Here is a 15,839-nt window from a genome sequence, read left to right as displayed (position 1 = left end):
CCTCATTTCTTTCCCACATCCCGCCCTTTTGGATCTATGGGATCAGCAGCGTAGTTCCACTCGTTTTTCTTGTTTCCAGATCCGTGTGCGCGCGCCCCGCATCGCTCAGCGGATAAGTCTGGTTGATATTGATACGCACTTTGCTGCCTTGCACAACAGCAAATAATGCCTTTGCGCTAGCTCTCAGCTCCTCGGGGGTTGCGATATATGCGAAAATACTCGGCCGTGTGGCAAAAAGCGAACCCTTCTGATTGAGGATCGCAAGGTCAAAATTCTTAATCGGGCCAGAGGATTGACCAAAGGTCACCCACATGCCGCGCGGCTTCAGGCAATCGAGAGATTGTGGAAAGGTGTCACGGCCGACCGAATCGTAGACAACATCGACACCCTTGCCGCCTGTGATCTCCCGGACGCGGTCCAGGAAACTTTCGCTGCTGTAATCGATGACATGGTCATAACCATGCGCCAGCGCCAGTTTGACCTTGTCCGGCGAACCGGCCGTTCCGATCACCGTGGCGCCGAGCGCCTTTGCCCATTGGCCGGCGATCAACCCGACGCCGCCGGCCGCGGCATGAAACAGCAGCACCGTTTCGGGTCCGACCTTAAAGGTGCGATTGAGGAGATATTCAGCCGTCATCCCCTTCAGCATCATCGACGCTGCGGTCTCGAGCTCGATATCATCCGGCACCTTGACGACGAAACGCGCTTCGATGTTGCGTTCGACGCTATAGGCACCATCACCGCCGACATATGCAACACGATCGCCGACAGAAAAATCGCTCACGCCCGGTCCAACGGCTGATATCGTGCCAGCCGCTTCCTTGCCAAGCGGCAGCGGGAAATAAGGCGCCTTGTAGAGGCCAGAGCGGAAGTAGATATCCACGAAATTCAATCCGATGGCGGCATGGCGGATCTGCACCTCGCCAGCGCCTGGCGAAGGCAGATCGACCTCCTCCAGCTTCATGACTTCCGGACCGCCGTTTTGATGGATGCGAATGGCCTGGGTCTTCTTCATTGCCTGCAAATCCTAATGGCGCCCAAGGGACGGGAAAAACTGCAACACGGCGCCGATGCAATAGAGATAGAGCCCGCTGACCACAAACAAGACAACGGCCCATTGCGGCATGACGAAGTGCATCAGCAAGGAATACATGCCGAGCGCGGACCAAAACAGGAATATTCCGAGATTGAGCGGCCGCAACCGCTTGACCCGCACAGGATGCAGAAAATTGATCGGCAGGAACGTCAAAACCACCGAAACGCCGACAAGAACCAAGGCGATCGTCGCGCTAGCGCCGATGACGAAGAGTGTGAAGATCACCATGTTCCAGACGACCGGGAATCCGGAGAAAAAATATTCATCCGTCTTCATGCCCGTGTCAGCATAGTAGATGGCGCTGGATACGACGATCATCCCCGCGGCGACGAAGGACCAGGGTTCACCGATCATGCCGCTTTCATAAAGCGCGAAGGCCGGTAGAAGCACATAGGTCACATAGTCGATGATGTTATCGAGCGTATCGCCGGACCAATTCGGCAAAACTTCCTTGACGCTGACCTTGCGGGCGATCGGTCCATCGATGCCATCGACAAGCAAAGCCAGACCGAGCCACCAGAACATATCGACGAAGCGATGTTCTGCCGCCGCGACAACGCCGAGGAAGGCAAGAAAAGAGCCGGATGCCGTCAATATATGCACGGAAAATGCACGGATCTCCGCGTAAGGCACCCGCTTGTAGTTGAAGATTTTCATGCTCCCCGTCACTCGCCTGCTTATCTACCTGCCCCGGCAGGCGATTTTTTCTTGCTAATATGCACCCTTTGCACGGCACTGCCAGCGCAAAAACGTCTGTGCCACCACAGGCTAGCGCGAGTTCCTGTCATTTTCACCCGTTGCGATGTTTCATCCCATGGATTTCAACAGGCTAAGCGTTTATTTTCAGAACCAAAGACAATGAGGCATCGATATGAAGCAGGTTGAAATAGCCGTTATCGGCGGCGGTCTGGCGGGCATGATTGCGGCGATCGCATTGGCGCGGGGTGGGCGAGCCGTTGCCCTCGTGGCCGCGGCGCATCACAAGGCCGACCGGCGGACGACGGCACTGATGGATCAATCGATTCGCTTCCTGGAGCGGCTGGCGCTGTGGGACAAGATCGTGCCTTCCACCGCCGCGTTGACGACCATGCAGATCATCGACGGGACGACGCGACTATTGCGTGCGCCGACCGTCGCCTTTCGAGCCTCGGAGATCGGCCTCGATGCCTTCGGCTACAATATCCCGAACGACTCGCTACTCGACACCCTCGGTGAAGCCGTAAAGGCGGAAGGCAATATCAAGCTTATCGAGACCAGCGCGGCGGGGATCGCCATCCGCGACGATGGCGTTACTGTTACGCTGGAGGATGGCGAGACGGTCGAAGCGGCTTTTGTCGTCGGCGCGGACGGGCGCAATTCGATGGTGCGGGAAACAGTCGGGATCAAGGTAAAGCGCTGGTCCTATCCGCAATCGGCCATGGTGCTGAACTTCACACATTCACTGCCTCATCAGAATATTTCAACCGAATTCCACACCGAAAGCGGGCCATTCACCCAGGTCCCCCTGCCCGGCAATCGCTCCAGCCTCGTCTGGGTGCAGAAGCCGGCGGACGCCGCCCTCAACGCCGAGAAGTCGCTGGAAGAGCTCGGCCGCGCGATCGAGGACCGCATGCAGTCGATGCTCGGCAAAGTCACGGTCGAAGACAATGTCCAAGTCTGGCCGCTCTCCGGCATGACGGCCTACAGCTTCGGCAAGAGACGGGTCGCGTTGATCGGCGAAGCCGCCCACGTCTTTCCGCCGATCGGTGCTCAGGGGCTGAACCTCAGCCTGCGCGATATACTGACGCTCGTCGAAATTCTGGCAAGCCCCACGGGCCAGCCGATTTCAGCATCCGCCGGCGACCGCTTCGACCGCCGCCGCCGGCTCGATATCATCAGCCGCACGGCTAGCGTCGATCTGCTGAATCGCTCGCTGCTTACGGATTTCCTGCCCGTGCAGATGCTTCGGGCCGCGGGACTGCACATCCTTTCGGCCATTCCGCCGCTGCGCAACCTCGTTATGCGCGAGGGCATCGAACCGGGCGGCAGCCTGCGCGGCTTTCCCTCGATGCTAAAGGAAAAGTTGCACCGGTAAGGCACCGGATTTGATCAGGTAAAGCACCAGCGACACCGTCACCACCGAACAGGCGGTGGTGATCAGGATCGTGGCGGAGGCCCGCTCCTGCCAGACGCCATATTGTTGGCCGATGACGAATACATTCGTCGCCGTTGGCAAGGCTGCGAGCAGCACCGCCGATTCGATCCAGATCGGATCGAAGCCGCCGACAGCCTGCAGCACGACATAAACGACCAGTGGATGCAGGATAAGCTTGACCGGCACGATATAGCCGATCTCCGTCGGGATGCGTTTCAGCGGCCTCAGCGCCAATGTCACACCCATGGCAAACAACGCGCAGGGCGCGGCGGCCTGCGCGAGATAATCGACGAAACGTTGGAAGGCGATCGGCTGGCCGATCGAAAAGGCGGCGGCGGTAAAGCCGAGGGCCGTCGATAAAATGAAGGGATGCAGCAGCACCTTCCTGACAATGTCGGCGGCAAGTCGCCAGGGCGAACGCTTATCGCCGCGCTCGACTGCCATCAGCCCGGGCGCGACGATGAAATGCAGCGCGTTTTCGAAGCAGACGATCAAGGCGACGGGAACGGCGGCCCTCTCGCCGAGCGCCAGCAGCGCCAGACCGGGACCCATGTAGCCGATATTGCCGTAAGCACCGGCAAAGGCCTGGATCGTGCTATCCGCCAGCGAATTGCGGCGCAGGAAGCACCCGATCAGGAACAGCAACAGGAAGATCAGATAGGTCGCGGCAAGATCGGTCGCGATGAAATCGACGCGCGTCAACTGCTCGATCGGCGTTTGCGAGACGAGCTTGAAGAACAGGGCGGGCAGCGCGGCATAGATAATGAAGGTATTGAGCCAGCCGAGCGCCTCGGCCGGCTGTTTCGTAATGCGCGCGGCGATGTAACCGATCACGATCAGGCCGAAGAACGGCAGCAACAGACCGACAATGTCAGCCATCGGGCATATCCACTTTGGATGATTGGAAAGGAGGGCGGGAGATGCTTAACCGATTTGCATCAGAACTGGAAAGGTCTGCTGGAACCATATCGCCATGTCGCTGACATAGCCGAATATGAATGCCAGGCCGGTCAATACGAGCAGCCCGCCCATGACCTTCTCGACAGTCCCGAGATGGCGGCGGAAGCGCACGAGAAAGCTCATGAAGGCACCGGAAAAACCGGCGGCGATCCAGAAGGGTACGGCAAGGCCGAGCGAATAGATGGCGAGCAGCCCGGCGCCGGCGCCGATCGTCTCACGCGAAGCCGCAACGCCGAGGATCGCCCCGAGCACCGGACCGATGCATGGCGTCCAGCCGAACGCAAAGGCAAGGCCCATGATATAGGCGCCCGTCAGCGTCGCCGGCTTGCCGCCGCCTTGAAAACGCGCCTCGCGAGCGAGAATGCCAAGCCGAAAAACGCCGAGGAAATTCAGGCCCATGATAACGATGATCAGGCCGCCGATTTTCGCCAGGATATCGAGATGCTGGCGCAGCAGAATGCCGATCGAGGATGCGCCGGCACCGAGCGCAATGAACACGGTCGCAAAGCCGAGCGTGAAGAACAGCGCCGAAAACAAGACATTGCCGCGAACGCTTGGCCCTGTTGCAACAGCCGCGCCGCCGCCGCGGAATTGCTCGACGGAAATGCCGGCCATATAACAGAGATAAGGCGGCACCAGCGGCAATACGCAGGGCGAAAGAAAGGACAGCGCTCCGGCGAACAAAGCGCTCAGAAGCGAGATATCAGCAAGCGACACGATAGACTCCGGCTATGTCATTCCATCGTCTTACTAGCGTTACGACGGCCGGAAGGCCAATCACCTTTTCGCGGGTGGCGCGGGCGACGCCGCGACGTTGGTCATCGAATAAAAATCCTTGAGGCACGAGGGGAACCCGCCGAAGCGGGCTCTCTCGTCTCGCCGAAAGTCGGCCGGTGAATGCTGGCTTTCGCAGCCTTGTTACTGGCACACCAGATAAGCGCTCGGCACGCATGTGCAGGCATATGCCCGGGTCGGGCAAACCATGTCCTGAAGTGTGCGATCGTCACAGTTACAGGTGATGAAATATGACGACCGGTCCGGCATCTTCAATATGTTGACGGTCGCATATCCACTGCCGAGGTCCGCACGCCTGTATTGGAAGCTGGAGGCGGGATTGGCGGTGTCGGGATTGCTGGCGGGAGGGGCTGCCTCGGCGGCTGTGGCAAGCGCCGCCGCGATAGTCGCGGTCAGCCAACTCAATCGATGTCGTCCTATCATCGGGTAATTCCTTTAAAAACTTATTCGACCCCTACCCCCGATGTCGGTCACCTATATTACCTGCAATCCCCAATTGCATAAAACCACGCCCGCAAACTACGTTGCGAGACCAACCGAATATAACTCAGGCGCCTTATGCTCAATAGCGGTGTTTCAAAAACACGTATCCCGATGAGCGAAGAGTTTGATGGCCATGCAAGATGGAGAAGCGGCATCGGCCCGCGTGGAATTGCCTGTCAGACCGCCTCCCAGCATTCTGGGCTATGGCACCGTATAGCGGCGTATACGGATGGCGGAAGCAGCTTACCAATTGGGGGCCTTTTCACATACCGCTAATATCCGAATTTACCTGGTTCAACATGGGCACCATTGTTTCTAATCGTCCAATGACTGCAAGGAGCGTGTTATGGCGTCTGTCGAGACAGAGCATTTCGAAGCCTTGAGGGTCGAAAACGGCAACCCTCTTGGCATTATTCCCGCGCATGATTCGTCGGCCGATGCGATGAGGCACAAATCCGAGAACGTGTTGAGGCTCAAGGCCGAAGGAAAGTCGATGGATTGCATCGCCCGCGAGGCAGGCGTCAGCCGATCGACTGTGACCAGAATCATGCGCTATGTGGAAAGAGCGTCTGCCGGATAGCGGCCACGCAAAAGCGCTTGTCCCACCAATGCGAACCCACCGCAAGTCGCTGATTTTCGCGAATTTTTGGTGAGAGCGATGGGATTCGAACCCATGACCTACTGATTAAAAGTCAGTTGCTCTACCGGCTGAGCTACGCTCTCCCCGTCCGCGGGTGATTTGCACCCCGGCTGGAAGTGCGCGGAACATATGCAGACACCCTATCGCGGTCAACCCAAAATCGTCGTTGCACTCACGCAAAATGCTATTCTGCATGCCGGAGTGGCGAAACCTGTCCGTCTCCACGGCGGAATCGGGAAGATCAGCGGACTGCCGAGTCTTTCGTTACAAGATGTGGCGATCAGTCGTTCTGATGATAAGTCACGAAGCAATCCCCTAATTTTAAGACTAGCCTATAGTTTATTCTTGCCTTTTTGGGAGCTTGCCGCACAATTTTTGCGTGCCAACTACGCCTTTCTCATTCAAACGAATGACTCGGCGAGGGTTACTTCAGAATGTTACCACAGTTTTGATGGGATGATTTGAACGAATACGGCATTGTTGGAGCTTGTTGCTGCATTCCTAGGTCATCTGTTCGGTATCAGGTTTGGTCCGGCACTGGGGGATCGGGGGGGCGCCATGAAGCAGAAAGCCGAGCTTTATAAATGGTGCGAAGCACAGGAACAGTTTCTGCGTTTTCATTTGCGTTGTCTGAAACAAGGCCGTATCCGGGTGCATGCCGTTGAAAACAACCGCTTCATCGACACGACTGATGAAATCACTGAAGAGCTAAGCAAACAGCTTGCCGATCTCAGAGCTTGCCTCGGTGCGCCGGAATAACCGTAACATTCTCCCTCAATAATCACGATTGCAACGAGCAGCCCGATCGCGAGCCGCACGCATTTGTTTTGCGGGGCGAATCGCTTTTGGTGTATATCACCATTTGTTAACAACCCGCGGATTTCTCTTGGGAGGTTCTTCATGGAAGACGCACATGTCGGTTGGATCGCAGCAATCATCATCGGCGGCCTCGCTGGCTGGCTCGCCGAAAAGCTCATGGAAAGCAACATGGGCCTCATCATGAACATCATCCTCGGCATTGTCGGGGCAATTGTTGCTAGCTGGCTCCTGGGAATCCTGCACATCGCATTGCCGTTCAATGCGTGGATCAACTATTTGATCACCGGCTTTATCGGTGCTTGCATCCTAATTTTCGTCGGCCGGTTGATCAGACGATAAACGCGCGCCCTACGGGTGAAAACCCTTCGGAACAGAGATAATCAAGGGGAAGACGAGTTAGTTCGTCTTCCCCTTTTTATTGCGTTTGTGTGACATCACGACCATCGGGACCCTTTTCAACCTCGCCTGCGGCCCTAGCTTCGTTGGTAGGATGGAAGAGGAGGTAGGAAGCATGACGGAAAGCGCCAATCAGACGCCGGGCCGGAAAGTGATACGCGGTCGCCCGTACAGCATCGCTGAATTTGCGCGGAAATATCGCCTCGACGACAAGGAGGCCAAGCGGCTGTACGACAAATTCGGCCCATCTTCGACGGAACTGGATTTGCTGATGGCTGCCAAGCGGAAACCGCCAAGCCTTTCCTCCGCAATCGGCTGTTGATCCAATATCGCGGCGATCTCAATCGAACTCTCGCCGAGCCCTCCGACTATACCAAGATCAGAACTTCGGCAGTTCCGGACGGCTCGCTGCGGCGCTTGATGACGGCAACGATTTTGCGGCGAGTTTCGAACTTTAACGCCACACGGATACGTTATCCGTTGTCGCCAGCACACGATTTGGCACAGCGTGCTGTGTGTAGCTGACCGAGGTGAACTCGATACCGAATTCTTGGCCGGTGGCGCCGCGAAGGTTCTTCGGTGCCAGAAGAAAGTCGTGCGACAGCCGCTTTCCCACAACGGCAAGCTCGTCATACGACACTTCTGTGGGGCGATCGTTCAGAGCGCGAGCCAATACCTCTTGGTTTTTGACCTCAGCGTCTGTGTAGCTGATTTCTGTTCGCCTATAGCCGGTTTGCAGATCACCGGTCAGGAGCAGAAGCCTCAACTCTTCTTAGCTCTATATCAGACAACGCAATCCAGAAGCGCATCATTCAGATTGACTGAGGTTGCAAATCGGTAGACGGGATCGGCGTTGTCGAAAGAATTCAAAAATCGGGAATAATCCGCGACCGGGTCGCGTCCTCACCTATGACAGTCGAGACTCGTCAACTTGCTATCGCGAAAGCGACATGGCACGATGTGATATATCAGTACCGATCGGGATTAGCCGAGAATGCAGAATTCGCAAAGCCACCTCGCCTATCTCGCCCTCGAGCACCTGATCGTTACGCTGGCGCTGAAACCTGGTGCGCTGGTAACGGAGAAGCAGCTGATCGAGTTGGCAGGCCATGGGCGCACGCCGGTGCGCGAGGCGATTCAGAAGCTGGCATGGCAGGGGCTGATCCATGTGCGGCCCCGCGTCGGGTTGCAGATCGCGGAAATTCGGCCGGAAGACCATATGCATGTCATGCAGGTCAGGCGCGAACTCGAGCCGATCGCAGCATCGCTGGTCGCCAGCCACGCGACGCAGGAACAGCGGGAGCAACTGCTCGACTGTGCCAGGTTGATGACCGATTGCGCCGCCACAGGCGATCTTGCGGGCTTCTTCGCCGCCGACAAGACATTCGATGAAATACTCGAGGAGGCCTGCCCGAACGGCTTCATGACGGCCGCGCTCGGGCCGGTGCAGACCCATTCGCGGCGGCTCTGGTATTCGACCGCGACGCCCGGCGGCATGGACCGGTCGATCGCGCTGCATGTACGGGTCATCAGGGCGATCCATCAGGGCAGTCCTGATAACGCCCGCAAGGCGATGGCGACGCTGATCGATTATCTTAGCGAAAAATGAAAAACGGCGGCCTCGCTGCCGAGACCACCCTTCTCTATTCCGGAATTTGAAAATTGTCAGCGGTTCTGCTTTTCACAAAAACGCTGAACCGCTCCATCTTTTTGTTTTCGCAATCCCGAACGGAAAACCGCTTCGCACTTTTCCTGGAATTGCTTTAGCCGACGAAAGCACGTTCGATAACGAATTCGGCCGGCTTGCTGTTGGCGCCTTCATTCAGCCCTGCCTTTTCAAGCAGGTCCTTCGTGTCCTTCAGCATGGCCGAGGAGCCGCAGATCATGCCGCGGTCGATAGCAGAATCCAACGCGGGAACGCCGAGATCGGCGAAGAGCTTGCCGCTTTCGATGAGATCGGTGATGCGGCCCTTGAAGGGGAACTCTTCGCGGGTGACGGTCGCATAGTGGCGCAGCTTGTCGCCGACGACTTCACTCAGGATTTCATCGTTGCGGATTTCCTCGACGAGATCGAAGCCGTATTTCAGCTCCGCTACATCGCGGGTGGTGTGGGTGAGGATCACTTCCTCGAACTTCTCATAGGTTTCGGGATCGCGGATCAGGCTGGCGAAAGGCGCAATGCCGGTCCCCGTCGAGAACATATAGAGCCGCTTGCCCGGCGTCAGCGCGTCGAGCACCAACGTGCCGGTCGGCTTCTTGCGCATCAGTACTTCGTCGCCCGGCTTGATATTCTGCAGATGCGACGTCAGCGGACCGTCCGGCACCTTGATCGAGAAGAATTCGAGCTCGTCGGCCCAGGCGGGGCTGGCGATCGAATAGGCGCGGTAAAGCGGCTTGCCGTCGACCATGAGACCGATCATCGCAAATTCGCCCGAGCGGAAACGGAAGCCCTGCGGCCGGGTCATCGTGAAACGAAAGAGCCGGTCGGTATAATGCGTCACGCTTAGCACCTTCTCGGCGAAAACGCCGGCGGGCACTGCGGAAACAAATTCTTCGGTCTTGGCAGGGGCGTTCATTCGGTATCGGATCCCGTATTCGTCGTCTATGTCGATCTTGCTGTCTGCTCGTTGCGGGCTGATATTATAATACAGCCCGCTTTTAAAGGCATTCTATTCCATCCCGCGGTGCGGAGATGAAATATGCGTATTCTGGTCAAGATTAAACCGACCCCAGAATACATATGGTGATCGGCAGGATGATGGCAATCCGACCCGGTCAAATTGCCGCGAATTGCCACCTTCGTAAGATCAGACCGATTTGGCCGATACCCGCCGCCAGCTAAAGGCCTGGCCGCCTTCTGCATGCCTGACAGCCGGTTGATAGTGGTGCGGAATACCCGGCAAGCGATTTTCCGAAAGCCGCTTGAGCGCCGTTTCGTTGGTGACCGCGAAACTGTCGATGCCGACACGCAGCATCAACGGAATTTGATCGATCAACACATCGCCCACCGCCCGCAGCTCGTTGGTGTAGCCGAGACGCTGGCGCAGTAGCGAAGCGTGGCTGAAGGCGCGGCCATCGTTGAAAGCCGGGAAAACGACGGCGACAATCTCCAAGCGGTAGAGATAGGGCTCCAGCCTGGTCACGTCATCGGCGGGCTTGATCACCACGCCGAGGCCGACATCGTTGCTCTCCTCAGCCCTGGCAATCAATGCGTCGAGGCCGAGCAGCGGCTTCTGCTCTTCGGTCGCCTTCACCTCATCGGTCTCGATGACCCAGGGATCGTTTGCGACAAAACCGGTTTCCCGCCAAATCTTCGTCATGGCCATCCCCTTACGCCGCTTCGGCCGCGGCAGAGCCGTAGAGCGCATCCTTGAAGGGCTGCGGCCCGACGCGGCGATAGGCGGCGAGGAAGGTTTCGGAGTGTTCCAGGCGCAGGCCGAGATAAGTGTCGACGATCGTCTCGATCGCGTCGGTCACCTTGTCCGGCTCAAAGCCGCGGCCGATGATTTCACCGATCGATGTATGCTCGTCGCCGGAACCGCCGAGCGTGATCTGATAGAGTTCTGCACCCTTCTTCTCGACGCCAAGCAGGCCAATATGGCCGACATGGTGATGGCCGCAGGCATTAATGCAGCCCGAAATCTTGATTTTCAGCTCACCGATTTCGGCTTGACGCTCGGCTGAACCGAAGCGCTTGGAGATTTCCTGCGCAACCGGGATCGAACGGGCATTGGCAAGAGCGCAATAGTCGAGACCGGGACAGGCGATAATGTCTGTGATCAGACCGGCATTGGCGGTCGCCAGGCCGGCGGCAGCCAGGCCGCGATACACCGCTTCGAGATCGGCGAGGGCCACATGCGGCAGGATCAGATTCTGCTCATGGCTGACTCGGATTTCGTCGAAGGCATATTCTTCGGCGATATCGGCAACCACTTCCATCTGCGCGTCGGTAGCATCGCCCGGAATACCGCCAATCGGCTTCAGCGAGATCGTCACCATGCCATAATCGGGGTTCTTGTGCGGCTGCACATTCTGCTGCACCCAACGGGCAAAATCCGGATCGGCCTTCTTCCAACGGGCGAGGTTTTCCCAACCTTCGGCGCGCTCGGGCAGTGCCGGCGGTGCGAAATAGTTGGCGATCGCCTGAACGTCCGCCTCGGGAAGTCTCAGTTCCGTGTCCTTCAGCTTGGCAAACTCGACCTCGACCTGGCGAGCCAATTCCTCGGCGCCGGTTTCATGCACGAGGATTTTGATGCGCGCCTTATATTTGTTGTCGCGGCGACCGTGCAGATTGTACACGCGCACGATGGCGGTCGTGTAGGACAGCAGGTCTTCTTCCGGGAGGAAGTCGCGGATCAGCTTGGCGACCATTGGCGTACGGCCCTGCCCGCCTCCGACATAGACGGCAAAACCGATCTCGCCCTTGTCGTTCTTCTTCAAATGCAGGCCGATGTCGTGCACCTGAATGGCGGCACGGTCACGCTCGGCACCGGTGACGGCGATCTTGAACTTGCGCGGCAGGAAGGAGAATTCCGGGTGAACGGAGGACCACTGCCGCAGGATTTCCGCATAAGGACGCGGGTCGGCGACTTCGTCGGCGGCGGCACCGGCAAAATGGTCGGCCGTGACGTTGCGAATGCAATTGCCCGACGTCTGAATGGCGTGCATCTCGACCGAAGCAAGCTCGGCAAGTACGGCGGGTATATCGGACAGCTTCGGCCAGTTGAACTGCAGATTCTGGCGGGTGGTGAAATGGCCATAACCGCGGTCATAGGTGCGCGCAATATGGGCGAGCATGCGCACCTGGCGTGAGCTCAGCGTGCCATAAGGAATAGCGATGCGCAGCATGTAAGCATGGAGCTGCAGATAGACGCCATTCATCAGGCGCAGCGGCTTGAACGCATCTTCCGAGAGTTCCCCCGAAAGGCGCCGCTCCACCTGATCACGGAACTGCGCAACCCGTTCCGCGACAAAGGCGTGGTCAAATTCGTCGTAGCGATACATGATTTCCTCAGACTGCAATGAATTCCGGATCGGCCGCGGCATAACCGGGCGCGTATTCCATGGTGGGACCTTCGGCACGGATGCGCTCACGCAGGCGCAGCGGCCAGAGCTTGCCGCCGGTTTCCTGAATCTCGATCAGAGCGACATCGACAACCTTGTTGTCGGCATAGGCCTTCTTGCCGATCGTCTCGAGCGAGGTTTCCGCCTCGGCATCACGGGCGACCAGCGCCCCCTGCAGCGAGGTCGCCCACTCACCGTTGGCATTCAACCAGACGGCAATTCCGTCGGTCAGCCGGTTTGCGGTCAGAACCTTGTCGACCATGGATCAGCTCCTTGCAAATTCTTGAGCGGCGGTCTCCTGACGGACCAGCGGCTCGGACTGTTCGAAATTAGCGCCGGCGACAGCATCGCCAATGATGACCATGACCGGGCCGCTCAGCTCTTCGCGATGCTCCAGGTCAGGCAGATCTTTCAATGTGCCGTGCATGAGACGGCGGTCGCGGCGGCTGGCGTTCTCGATGACCGCAACGGTGGTCTCGGGCGGAAGTCCGGCTTCCATCAGGCGGCCGGCAACGGAAGCGGCGACCGTGCGGCCCATATAGACGGCGATGGTCGCACCGGATACGGCAAGGCTCGCCCAGTCCGGCAGGACGTTGCCGGTCAGGTCGTGACCGGTAGTGAAGACCAGCGATGATGCGACGCCACGCAGCGTCAACGGCAGCTCGAAATCGGCCGCAGCGGCAAAGGCCGAGGTGATGCCCGGAACGATCTCATAAGTCACGCCGGCGGCACGAAGCGCAGCCATTTCCTCGCCTGCCCTGCCATAGACCAGGGGGTCGCCGGACTTCAGTCGCACGACACGCTTGCCGTCGCGGCCAAGCTGCACCAGCAGATCGTTGATCTCTTCCTGCGATTTGGTGTGGCAGCCCTTGCGCTTGCCGACGGAAAGACGTTCGGCATCACGGCGGCCCATATCGACGATCGCCTGCGGTACAAGGGCGTCATAGACGATGACATCTGCTTCCATCATCACCCGCTGAGCGCGCAGCGTCAGCAAATCTTCCGCGCCAGGGCCGGCGCCGACCAGCCACACATGACCTTCGACCTTGTGCATCGCGTGCAGCAGACTGTCGGCGGCCCGTTCGGCTTGCGGCAGATGGCCGGCGCTTACCGCGTCGGCGACAGGACCGGAAAAGAAGCGACGCCAGAAAACGCGGCGGGCGACCCCACGCGGCACGAGGCGATCGACAGACTTGCGATAGCTCGTCGCCAGCTCCGCGAGCTTGCCGAGCGAGGGCGAGAGTATCTGATCGATCTGCGCGCGGATCATCTGCGCCAGCACGGGGCCGGCGCCTTCCGTACCGATCGCAACGGCCACAGGGGCACGATTGACCAGCGCCGGGGTGTAGAAATCGCAATAGTCCGGCTGATCGACGGCGTTCGCCGGAATTCTTTCAGCGCGGGCGGCGTCGACAATTGCGCGGTCGGCTACGGCATCGCCGGTGGCGGCGAATACCAGAGCGGCGCCTTTGACCTGATCCGGCGAAAAGGCTGTACGCACGGTCTCAATACGGTTGGCGATCAGGAAGGAATGATAGTCGGCTTCCGGCGTCTGCGTATAGGCGACGATCTGCGCCTGCGTGTTCATCAGCAACCGCGTCTTGGCAAAGGCTTCATCACCATTGCCGAAGACAGCCGCCGTCTTCCCTTCCACACGAAAGAAGGCAGGAAACACCGAGAGCTGGTCAGTCTTGGGAGGCATTATCATTCCACTTCGAGATTGCCCGAATATCACCCTAGCAGCCAAGAGAATGAAGAAACAGAAATTCTAATGGGCCGGCGAGTCCGTATTCTTTTGCTCGACATCTCTCCGATTTGAGCAAAACTCACCAGACGCCCAAAATAAGATAAATACAGGAAATCCATAGACTTTTAAGACTTCTTGCCGTCAAAGACAGTCCTATTGCCTGTGGCAAACAGAGTCCATACGTCATTTGCGCATTCCGCCGAGCCAGCGATACCGTTAAGATGAGGAAAAATGTTTCGGAGTATGCCGCTTGTCCGCCAACACCATCGCCCCTCGCCTCCTTGATGTGATGGAACACGATATCATGCCGATGACGCAAAGGGGCGTTGCCGCCGGGAACAAGGTGTTCGGCGCCGCGATCCTGCGCAAATCCGACCTGTCGCTGGTCATCGCCGAAACGAACAACGAGCTCGAAAATCCACTTTGGCATGGCGAAGTGCATGCTTTGAAGCGCTTCCACGAACTTGGCCAAAAGCCCGTGACCAAGGACCTGATTTTCCTCTCCACCCATGAGCCCTGCACCATGTGCATGTCGGCAATCACCTGGGCAGGTTTCGATAATTTCTACTATTTCTTCAGCCACGAGGATTCCCGCGACGCTTTCGCAATCCCGCATGACCTGAAGATCCTGAAAGAGGTGTTCGGGCTGGAACCGGGTGGATACCGCCGGCAAAACGCGTTCTGGAACAGCTTTGCTGTCGCCGATCTCATCGAAACCGAGGCGGACCCGCTAAAGACGGCACTCAAGGAACAGACGGCGCGCATCAAGGCCGCCTATGCCGCGCTCTCTGAGAGCTATCAGGCGTCCAAGAGCGAAAACGACATTCCACTGAACTGACCAAGACAAGATTGATAGAGGCCCCGATGGAAGCATCGCGAGACATATCCCGCCTGATCGAAGTCATGGCGGCGCTGCGTAATCCCGAAACCGGTTGCCCCTGGGACATCGTCCAGAGCTTCGAAACCATCAAGCCCTACACGATCGAGGAAGCTTATGAGGTTTCGGACGCGATCGAACGCAAGGATATGGACGATCTCTGCGAGGAGCTCGGGGATCTCCTGCTGCAGGTCGTTTACCACGCCCGCATGGCCGAGGAGGCAGGCGAATTCTCCTTCGGTGACGTGGTGGAAGCCATTACCCGCAAGATGATCCGCCGGCACCCGCATGTCTTCGCCGTCTCCAGCGCCGATACCCCTGATGCAGTGAAAGTACAATGGGAAGAGATCAAGGCTGACGAGAAGCGCGAACGAGCCGAGCGCCGGGCGCGGCGAGGTATTTCCGAGGATTTCAAAACCGGTTTCCTCGGTTCGGTGCAGCGCTCATTCCCGGCCTTAACCGAGGCGCTGAAATTGCAGGAACGCGCCGCCAATGTCGGCTTCGACTGGTCAGCGCCCGAGCCGATCCTCGACAAGATCGAGGAGGAGATAGACGAATTGCGGGTGGCACTTGCGAGCGGCGACAAGGCCAAGGTCAGCGACGAGCTGGGCGACCTGATCTTCGCTGTCGTCAACATCGGTCGGCATGTGAACGCAGATCCGGAGCAGGCATTGCGCGGCACGAACACGAAGTTCCGCCGTCGTTTCAATCATATCGAAACGACGCTCGCCGCCGAAGGAGAAACCCTGGACGGCGCTTCTCTTGAGCGGATGGAAGATATTTGGCAGGCGGCGAAGGTGATCGAGCGCCAGCTCGCGGAATAGGACG

20 protein-coding genes and 1 tRNA gene are annotated in these 15,839 nt (G+C 58.2%); 9 read left to right on the top strand and 12 right to left on the bottom strand.

Going from position 1 to position 15,839, the window contains the following annotated elements; all coding sequences use genetic code 11:
• Positions 1–34: 34 nt before the first annotated feature.
• Positions 35–1,015 (bottom strand): quinone oxidoreductase family protein, encoded by a 981-nt coding sequence (locus PY649_RS07055; protein ID WP_285867503.1) that lies wholly within the window; start codon positions 1,013–1,015, stop codon positions 35–37.
• Between the two features lie 12 nt (positions 1,016–1,027).
• Positions 1,028–1,753 carry a phosphatidylcholine synthase gene (pcsA, locus tag PY649_RS07050; protein ID WP_285867502.1) on the bottom strand — a complete coding sequence of 242 codons (726 nt, stop codon included), beginning with the start codon at positions 1,751–1,753 and terminating at the stop codon, positions 1,028–1,030.
• A 214-nt stretch (positions 1,754–1,967) separates the two neighbouring features.
• On the opposite strand from pcsA, the gene PY649_RS07045 reads away from it, so the two are divergent.
• Complete coding sequence (locus PY649_RS07045) at positions 1,968–3,170, top strand: UbiH/UbiF family hydroxylase (protein ID WP_285867501.1); 1,203 nt, start codon at positions 1,968–1,970, stop codon at positions 3,168–3,170.
• Here PY649_RS07045 and PY649_RS07040 read toward each other — a convergent pair.
• The 3 genes from PY649_RS07040 to PY649_RS07030 form a co-directional block, all read right to left on the bottom strand.
• Entirely contained in the window at positions 3,147–4,109 is a 963-nt protein-coding gene (locus PY649_RS07040; RefSeq protein ID WP_285867500.1) for an AEC family transporter, read from the bottom strand. The two genes, PY649_RS07045 and PY649_RS07040, sit on opposite strands and share 24 nt — an antisense overlap.
• 45 nt (positions 4,110–4,154) lie before the next feature.
• Positions 4,155–4,907 carry a cytochrome c biogenesis CcdA family protein gene (locus PY649_RS07035; protein WP_285867498.1) on the bottom strand — a complete coding sequence of 251 codons (753 nt, stop codon included), beginning with the start codon at positions 4,905–4,907 and terminating at the stop codon, positions 4,155–4,157.
• Between the two features lie 201 nt (positions 4,908–5,108).
• Positions 5,109–5,408 (bottom strand): hypothetical protein, encoded by a 300-nt coding sequence (locus PY649_RS07030; RefSeq protein WP_285867497.1) that lies wholly within the window; start codon positions 5,406–5,408, stop codon positions 5,109–5,111.
• Positions 5,409–5,814: 406 nt separating this feature from the next.
• Between PY649_RS07030 and PY649_RS07025 the strand changes: the two genes are divergently transcribed.
• Positions 5,815–6,048: a helix-turn-helix domain-containing protein gene (locus PY649_RS07025; protein WP_285867496.1), complete on the top strand. Its 234-nt coding sequence runs from the start codon at positions 5,815–5,817 to the stop codon at positions 6,046–6,048.
• A 67-nt stretch (positions 6,049–6,115) separates the two neighbouring features.
• Here PY649_RS07025 and PY649_RS07020 read toward each other — a convergent pair.
• Positions 6,116–6,191, bottom strand: a tRNA-Lys gene (locus tag PY649_RS07020).
• A 46-nt stretch (positions 6,192–6,237) separates the two neighbouring features.
• On the opposite strand from PY649_RS07020, the gene PY649_RS07015 reads away from it, so the two are divergent.
• The 4 genes from PY649_RS07015 to PY649_RS07000 all read left to right on the top strand — a co-directional run bounded on the left by PY649_RS07015 (position 6,238) and on the right by PY649_RS07000 (position 7,645).
• Positions 6,238–6,573 carry a hypothetical protein gene (locus tag PY649_RS07015; RefSeq protein ID WP_285867494.1) on the top strand — a complete coding sequence of 112 codons (336 nt, stop codon included), beginning with the start codon at positions 6,238–6,240 and terminating at the stop codon, positions 6,571–6,573.
• Between the two features lie 93 nt (positions 6,574–6,666).
• Entirely contained in the window at positions 6,667–6,867 is a 201-nt protein-coding gene (locus PY649_RS07010; RefSeq protein WP_285867493.1) for a hypothetical protein, read from the top strand.
• 141 nt (positions 6,868–7,008) lie between these two features.
• Complete coding sequence (locus PY649_RS07005) at positions 7,009–7,266, top strand: GlsB/YeaQ/YmgE family stress response membrane protein (RefSeq protein ID WP_120704125.1); 258 nt, start codon at positions 7,009–7,011, stop codon at positions 7,264–7,266.
• A gap of 172 nt (positions 7,267–7,438) precedes the next feature.
• Positions 7,439–7,645, top strand: a complete 207-nt coding sequence (locus tag PY649_RS07000) for a hypothetical protein (RefSeq protein ID WP_285867491.1) — start codon at positions 7,439–7,441, stop codon at positions 7,643–7,645.
• Positions 7,646–7,777: 132 nt separating this feature from the next.
• On the opposite strand, the gene PY649_RS06995 is transcribed toward PY649_RS07000, so the two are convergent.
• Positions 7,778–8,089: a hypothetical protein gene (locus PY649_RS06995; protein ID WP_285867490.1), complete on the bottom strand. Its 312-nt coding sequence runs from the start codon at positions 8,087–8,089 to the stop codon at positions 7,778–7,780.
• A gap of 228 nt (positions 8,090–8,317) precedes the next feature.
• Between PY649_RS06995 and PY649_RS06990 the strand changes: the two genes are divergently transcribed.
• A complete protein-coding gene (locus PY649_RS06990) occupies positions 8,318–8,932 on the top strand; it encodes a GntR family transcriptional regulator (RefSeq protein ID WP_285867489.1) in 615 nt (204 codons plus the stop codon).
• 154 nt (positions 8,933–9,086) lie between these two features.
• Here PY649_RS06990 and PY649_RS06985 read toward each other — a convergent pair whose 3' ends face one another.
• The 5 genes from PY649_RS06985 to cysG all read right to left on the bottom strand — a co-directional run bounded on the left by PY649_RS06985 (position 9,087) and on the right by cysG (position 14,095).
• On the bottom strand, positions 9,087–9,899 hold the full coding sequence (locus PY649_RS06985) for a ferredoxin--NADP reductase (protein ID WP_285867488.1): 813 nt from the start codon (positions 9,897–9,899) through the stop codon (positions 9,087–9,089).
• Positions 9,900–10,130: 231 nt separating this feature from the next.
• Positions 10,131–10,643: a DUF934 domain-containing protein gene (locus PY649_RS06980; protein ID WP_285867487.1), complete on the bottom strand. Its 513-nt coding sequence runs from the start codon at positions 10,641–10,643 to the stop codon at positions 10,131–10,133.
• Between the two features lie 10 nt (positions 10,644–10,653).
• Positions 10,654–12,327 (bottom strand): nitrite/sulfite reductase, encoded by a 1,674-nt coding sequence (locus tag PY649_RS06975; protein WP_285867486.1) that lies wholly within the window; start codon positions 12,325–12,327, stop codon positions 10,654–10,656.
• 7 nt (positions 12,328–12,334) lie between these two features.
• On the bottom strand, positions 12,335–12,649 hold the full coding sequence (locus tag PY649_RS06970) for a DUF2849 domain-containing protein (protein ID WP_285867485.1): 315 nt from the start codon (positions 12,647–12,649) through the stop codon (positions 12,335–12,337).
• Between the two features lie 3 nt (positions 12,650–12,652).
• Positions 12,653–14,095 (bottom strand): siroheme synthase CysG, encoded by a 1,443-nt coding sequence (gene cysG / locus PY649_RS06965; RefSeq protein ID WP_285867484.1) that lies wholly within the window; start codon positions 14,093–14,095, stop codon positions 12,653–12,655.
• A gap of 289 nt (positions 14,096–14,384) precedes the next feature.
• On the opposite strand from cysG, the gene PY649_RS06960 reads away from it, so the two are divergent.
• The gene (locus PY649_RS06960; protein WP_285867483.1) at positions 14,385–14,972 is read left to right on the top strand and encodes a nucleoside deaminase; all 588 of its coding nucleotides are present in this window, start codon (positions 14,385–14,387) and stop codon (positions 14,970–14,972) included.
• 26 nt (positions 14,973–14,998) lie between these two features.
• On the top strand, positions 14,999–15,835 hold the full coding sequence (mazG, locus tag PY649_RS06955) for a nucleoside triphosphate pyrophosphohydrolase (protein WP_285867482.1): 837 nt from the start codon (positions 14,999–15,001) through the stop codon (positions 15,833–15,835).
• Positions 15,836–15,839: the final 4 nt, after the last annotated feature.

The organism is Rhizobium mayense (assembly GCF_030272705.1).
Taxonomy (GTDB): domain Bacteria; phylum Pseudomonadota; class Alphaproteobacteria; order Rhizobiales; family Rhizobiaceae; genus Rhizobium; species Rhizobium mayense.
Note: the sequence above shows the minus strand (reverse complement) of the source record. Positions and strands in the feature narration are given on the sequence as shown.

Excerpts from the sequence above, each read along its gene's own strand:
- PY649_RS07055 (WP_285867503.1), bottom strand. The coding sequence starts at position 1,015 with ATGAAGAAGACCCAGGCCATTCGCATCCATCAAAACGGCGGTCCGGAA.
- pcsA (WP_285867502.1), bottom strand. The coding sequence starts at position 1,753 with ATGAAAATCTTCAACTACAAGCGGGTGCCTTACGCGGAGATCCGTGCA.
- PY649_RS07045 (WP_285867501.1), top strand. The coding sequence starts at position 1,968 with ATGAAGCAGGTTGAAATAGCCGTTATCGGCGGCGGTCTGGCGGGCATG.
- PY649_RS07040 (WP_285867500.1), bottom strand. The coding sequence starts at position 4,109 with ATGGCTGACATTGTCGGTCTGTTGCTGCCGTTCTTCGGCCTGATCGTG.
- PY649_RS07030 (WP_285867497.1), bottom strand. The coding sequence starts at position 5,408 with ATGATAGGACGACATCGATTGAGTTGGCTGACCGCGACTATCGCGGCG.
- PY649_RS07025 (WP_285867496.1), top strand. The coding sequence starts at position 5,815 with ATGGCGTCTGTCGAGACAGAGCATTTCGAAGCCTTGAGGGTCGAAAAC.
- PY649_RS07015 (WP_285867494.1), top strand. The coding sequence starts at position 6,238 with ATGCAGACACCCTATCGCGGTCAACCCAAAATCGTCGTTGCACTCACG.
- PY649_RS07010 (WP_285867493.1), top strand. The coding sequence starts at position 6,667 with ATGAAGCAGAAAGCCGAGCTTTATAAATGGTGCGAAGCACAGGAACAG.
- PY649_RS07005 (WP_120704125.1), top strand. The coding sequence starts at position 7,009 with ATGGAAGACGCACATGTCGGTTGGATCGCAGCAATCATCATCGGCGGC.
- PY649_RS07000 (WP_285867491.1), top strand. The coding sequence starts at position 7,439 with ATGACGGAAAGCGCCAATCAGACGCCGGGCCGGAAAGTGATACGCGGT.
- PY649_RS06990 (WP_285867489.1), top strand. The coding sequence starts at position 8,318 with ATGCAGAATTCGCAAAGCCACCTCGCCTATCTCGCCCTCGAGCACCTG.
- PY649_RS06985 (WP_285867488.1), bottom strand. The coding sequence starts at position 9,899 with ATGAACGCCCCTGCCAAGACCGAAGAATTTGTTTCCGCAGTGCCCGCC.
- PY649_RS06980 (WP_285867487.1), bottom strand. The coding sequence starts at position 10,643 with ATGACGAAGATTTGGCGGGAAACCGGTTTTGTCGCAAACGATCCCTGG.
- PY649_RS06975 (WP_285867486.1), bottom strand. The coding sequence starts at position 12,327 with ATGTATCGCTACGACGAATTTGACCACGCCTTTGTCGCGGAACGGGTT.
- PY649_RS06970 (WP_285867485.1), bottom strand. The coding sequence starts at position 12,649 with ATGGTCGACAAGGTTCTGACCGCAAACCGGCTGACCGACGGAATTGCC.
- cysG (WP_285867484.1), bottom strand. The coding sequence starts at position 14,095 with ATGATAATGCCTCCCAAGACTGACCAGCTCTCGGTGTTTCCTGCCTTC.
- mazG (WP_285867482.1), top strand. The coding sequence starts at position 14,999 with ATGGAAGCATCGCGAGACATATCCCGCCTGATCGAAGTCATGGCGGCG.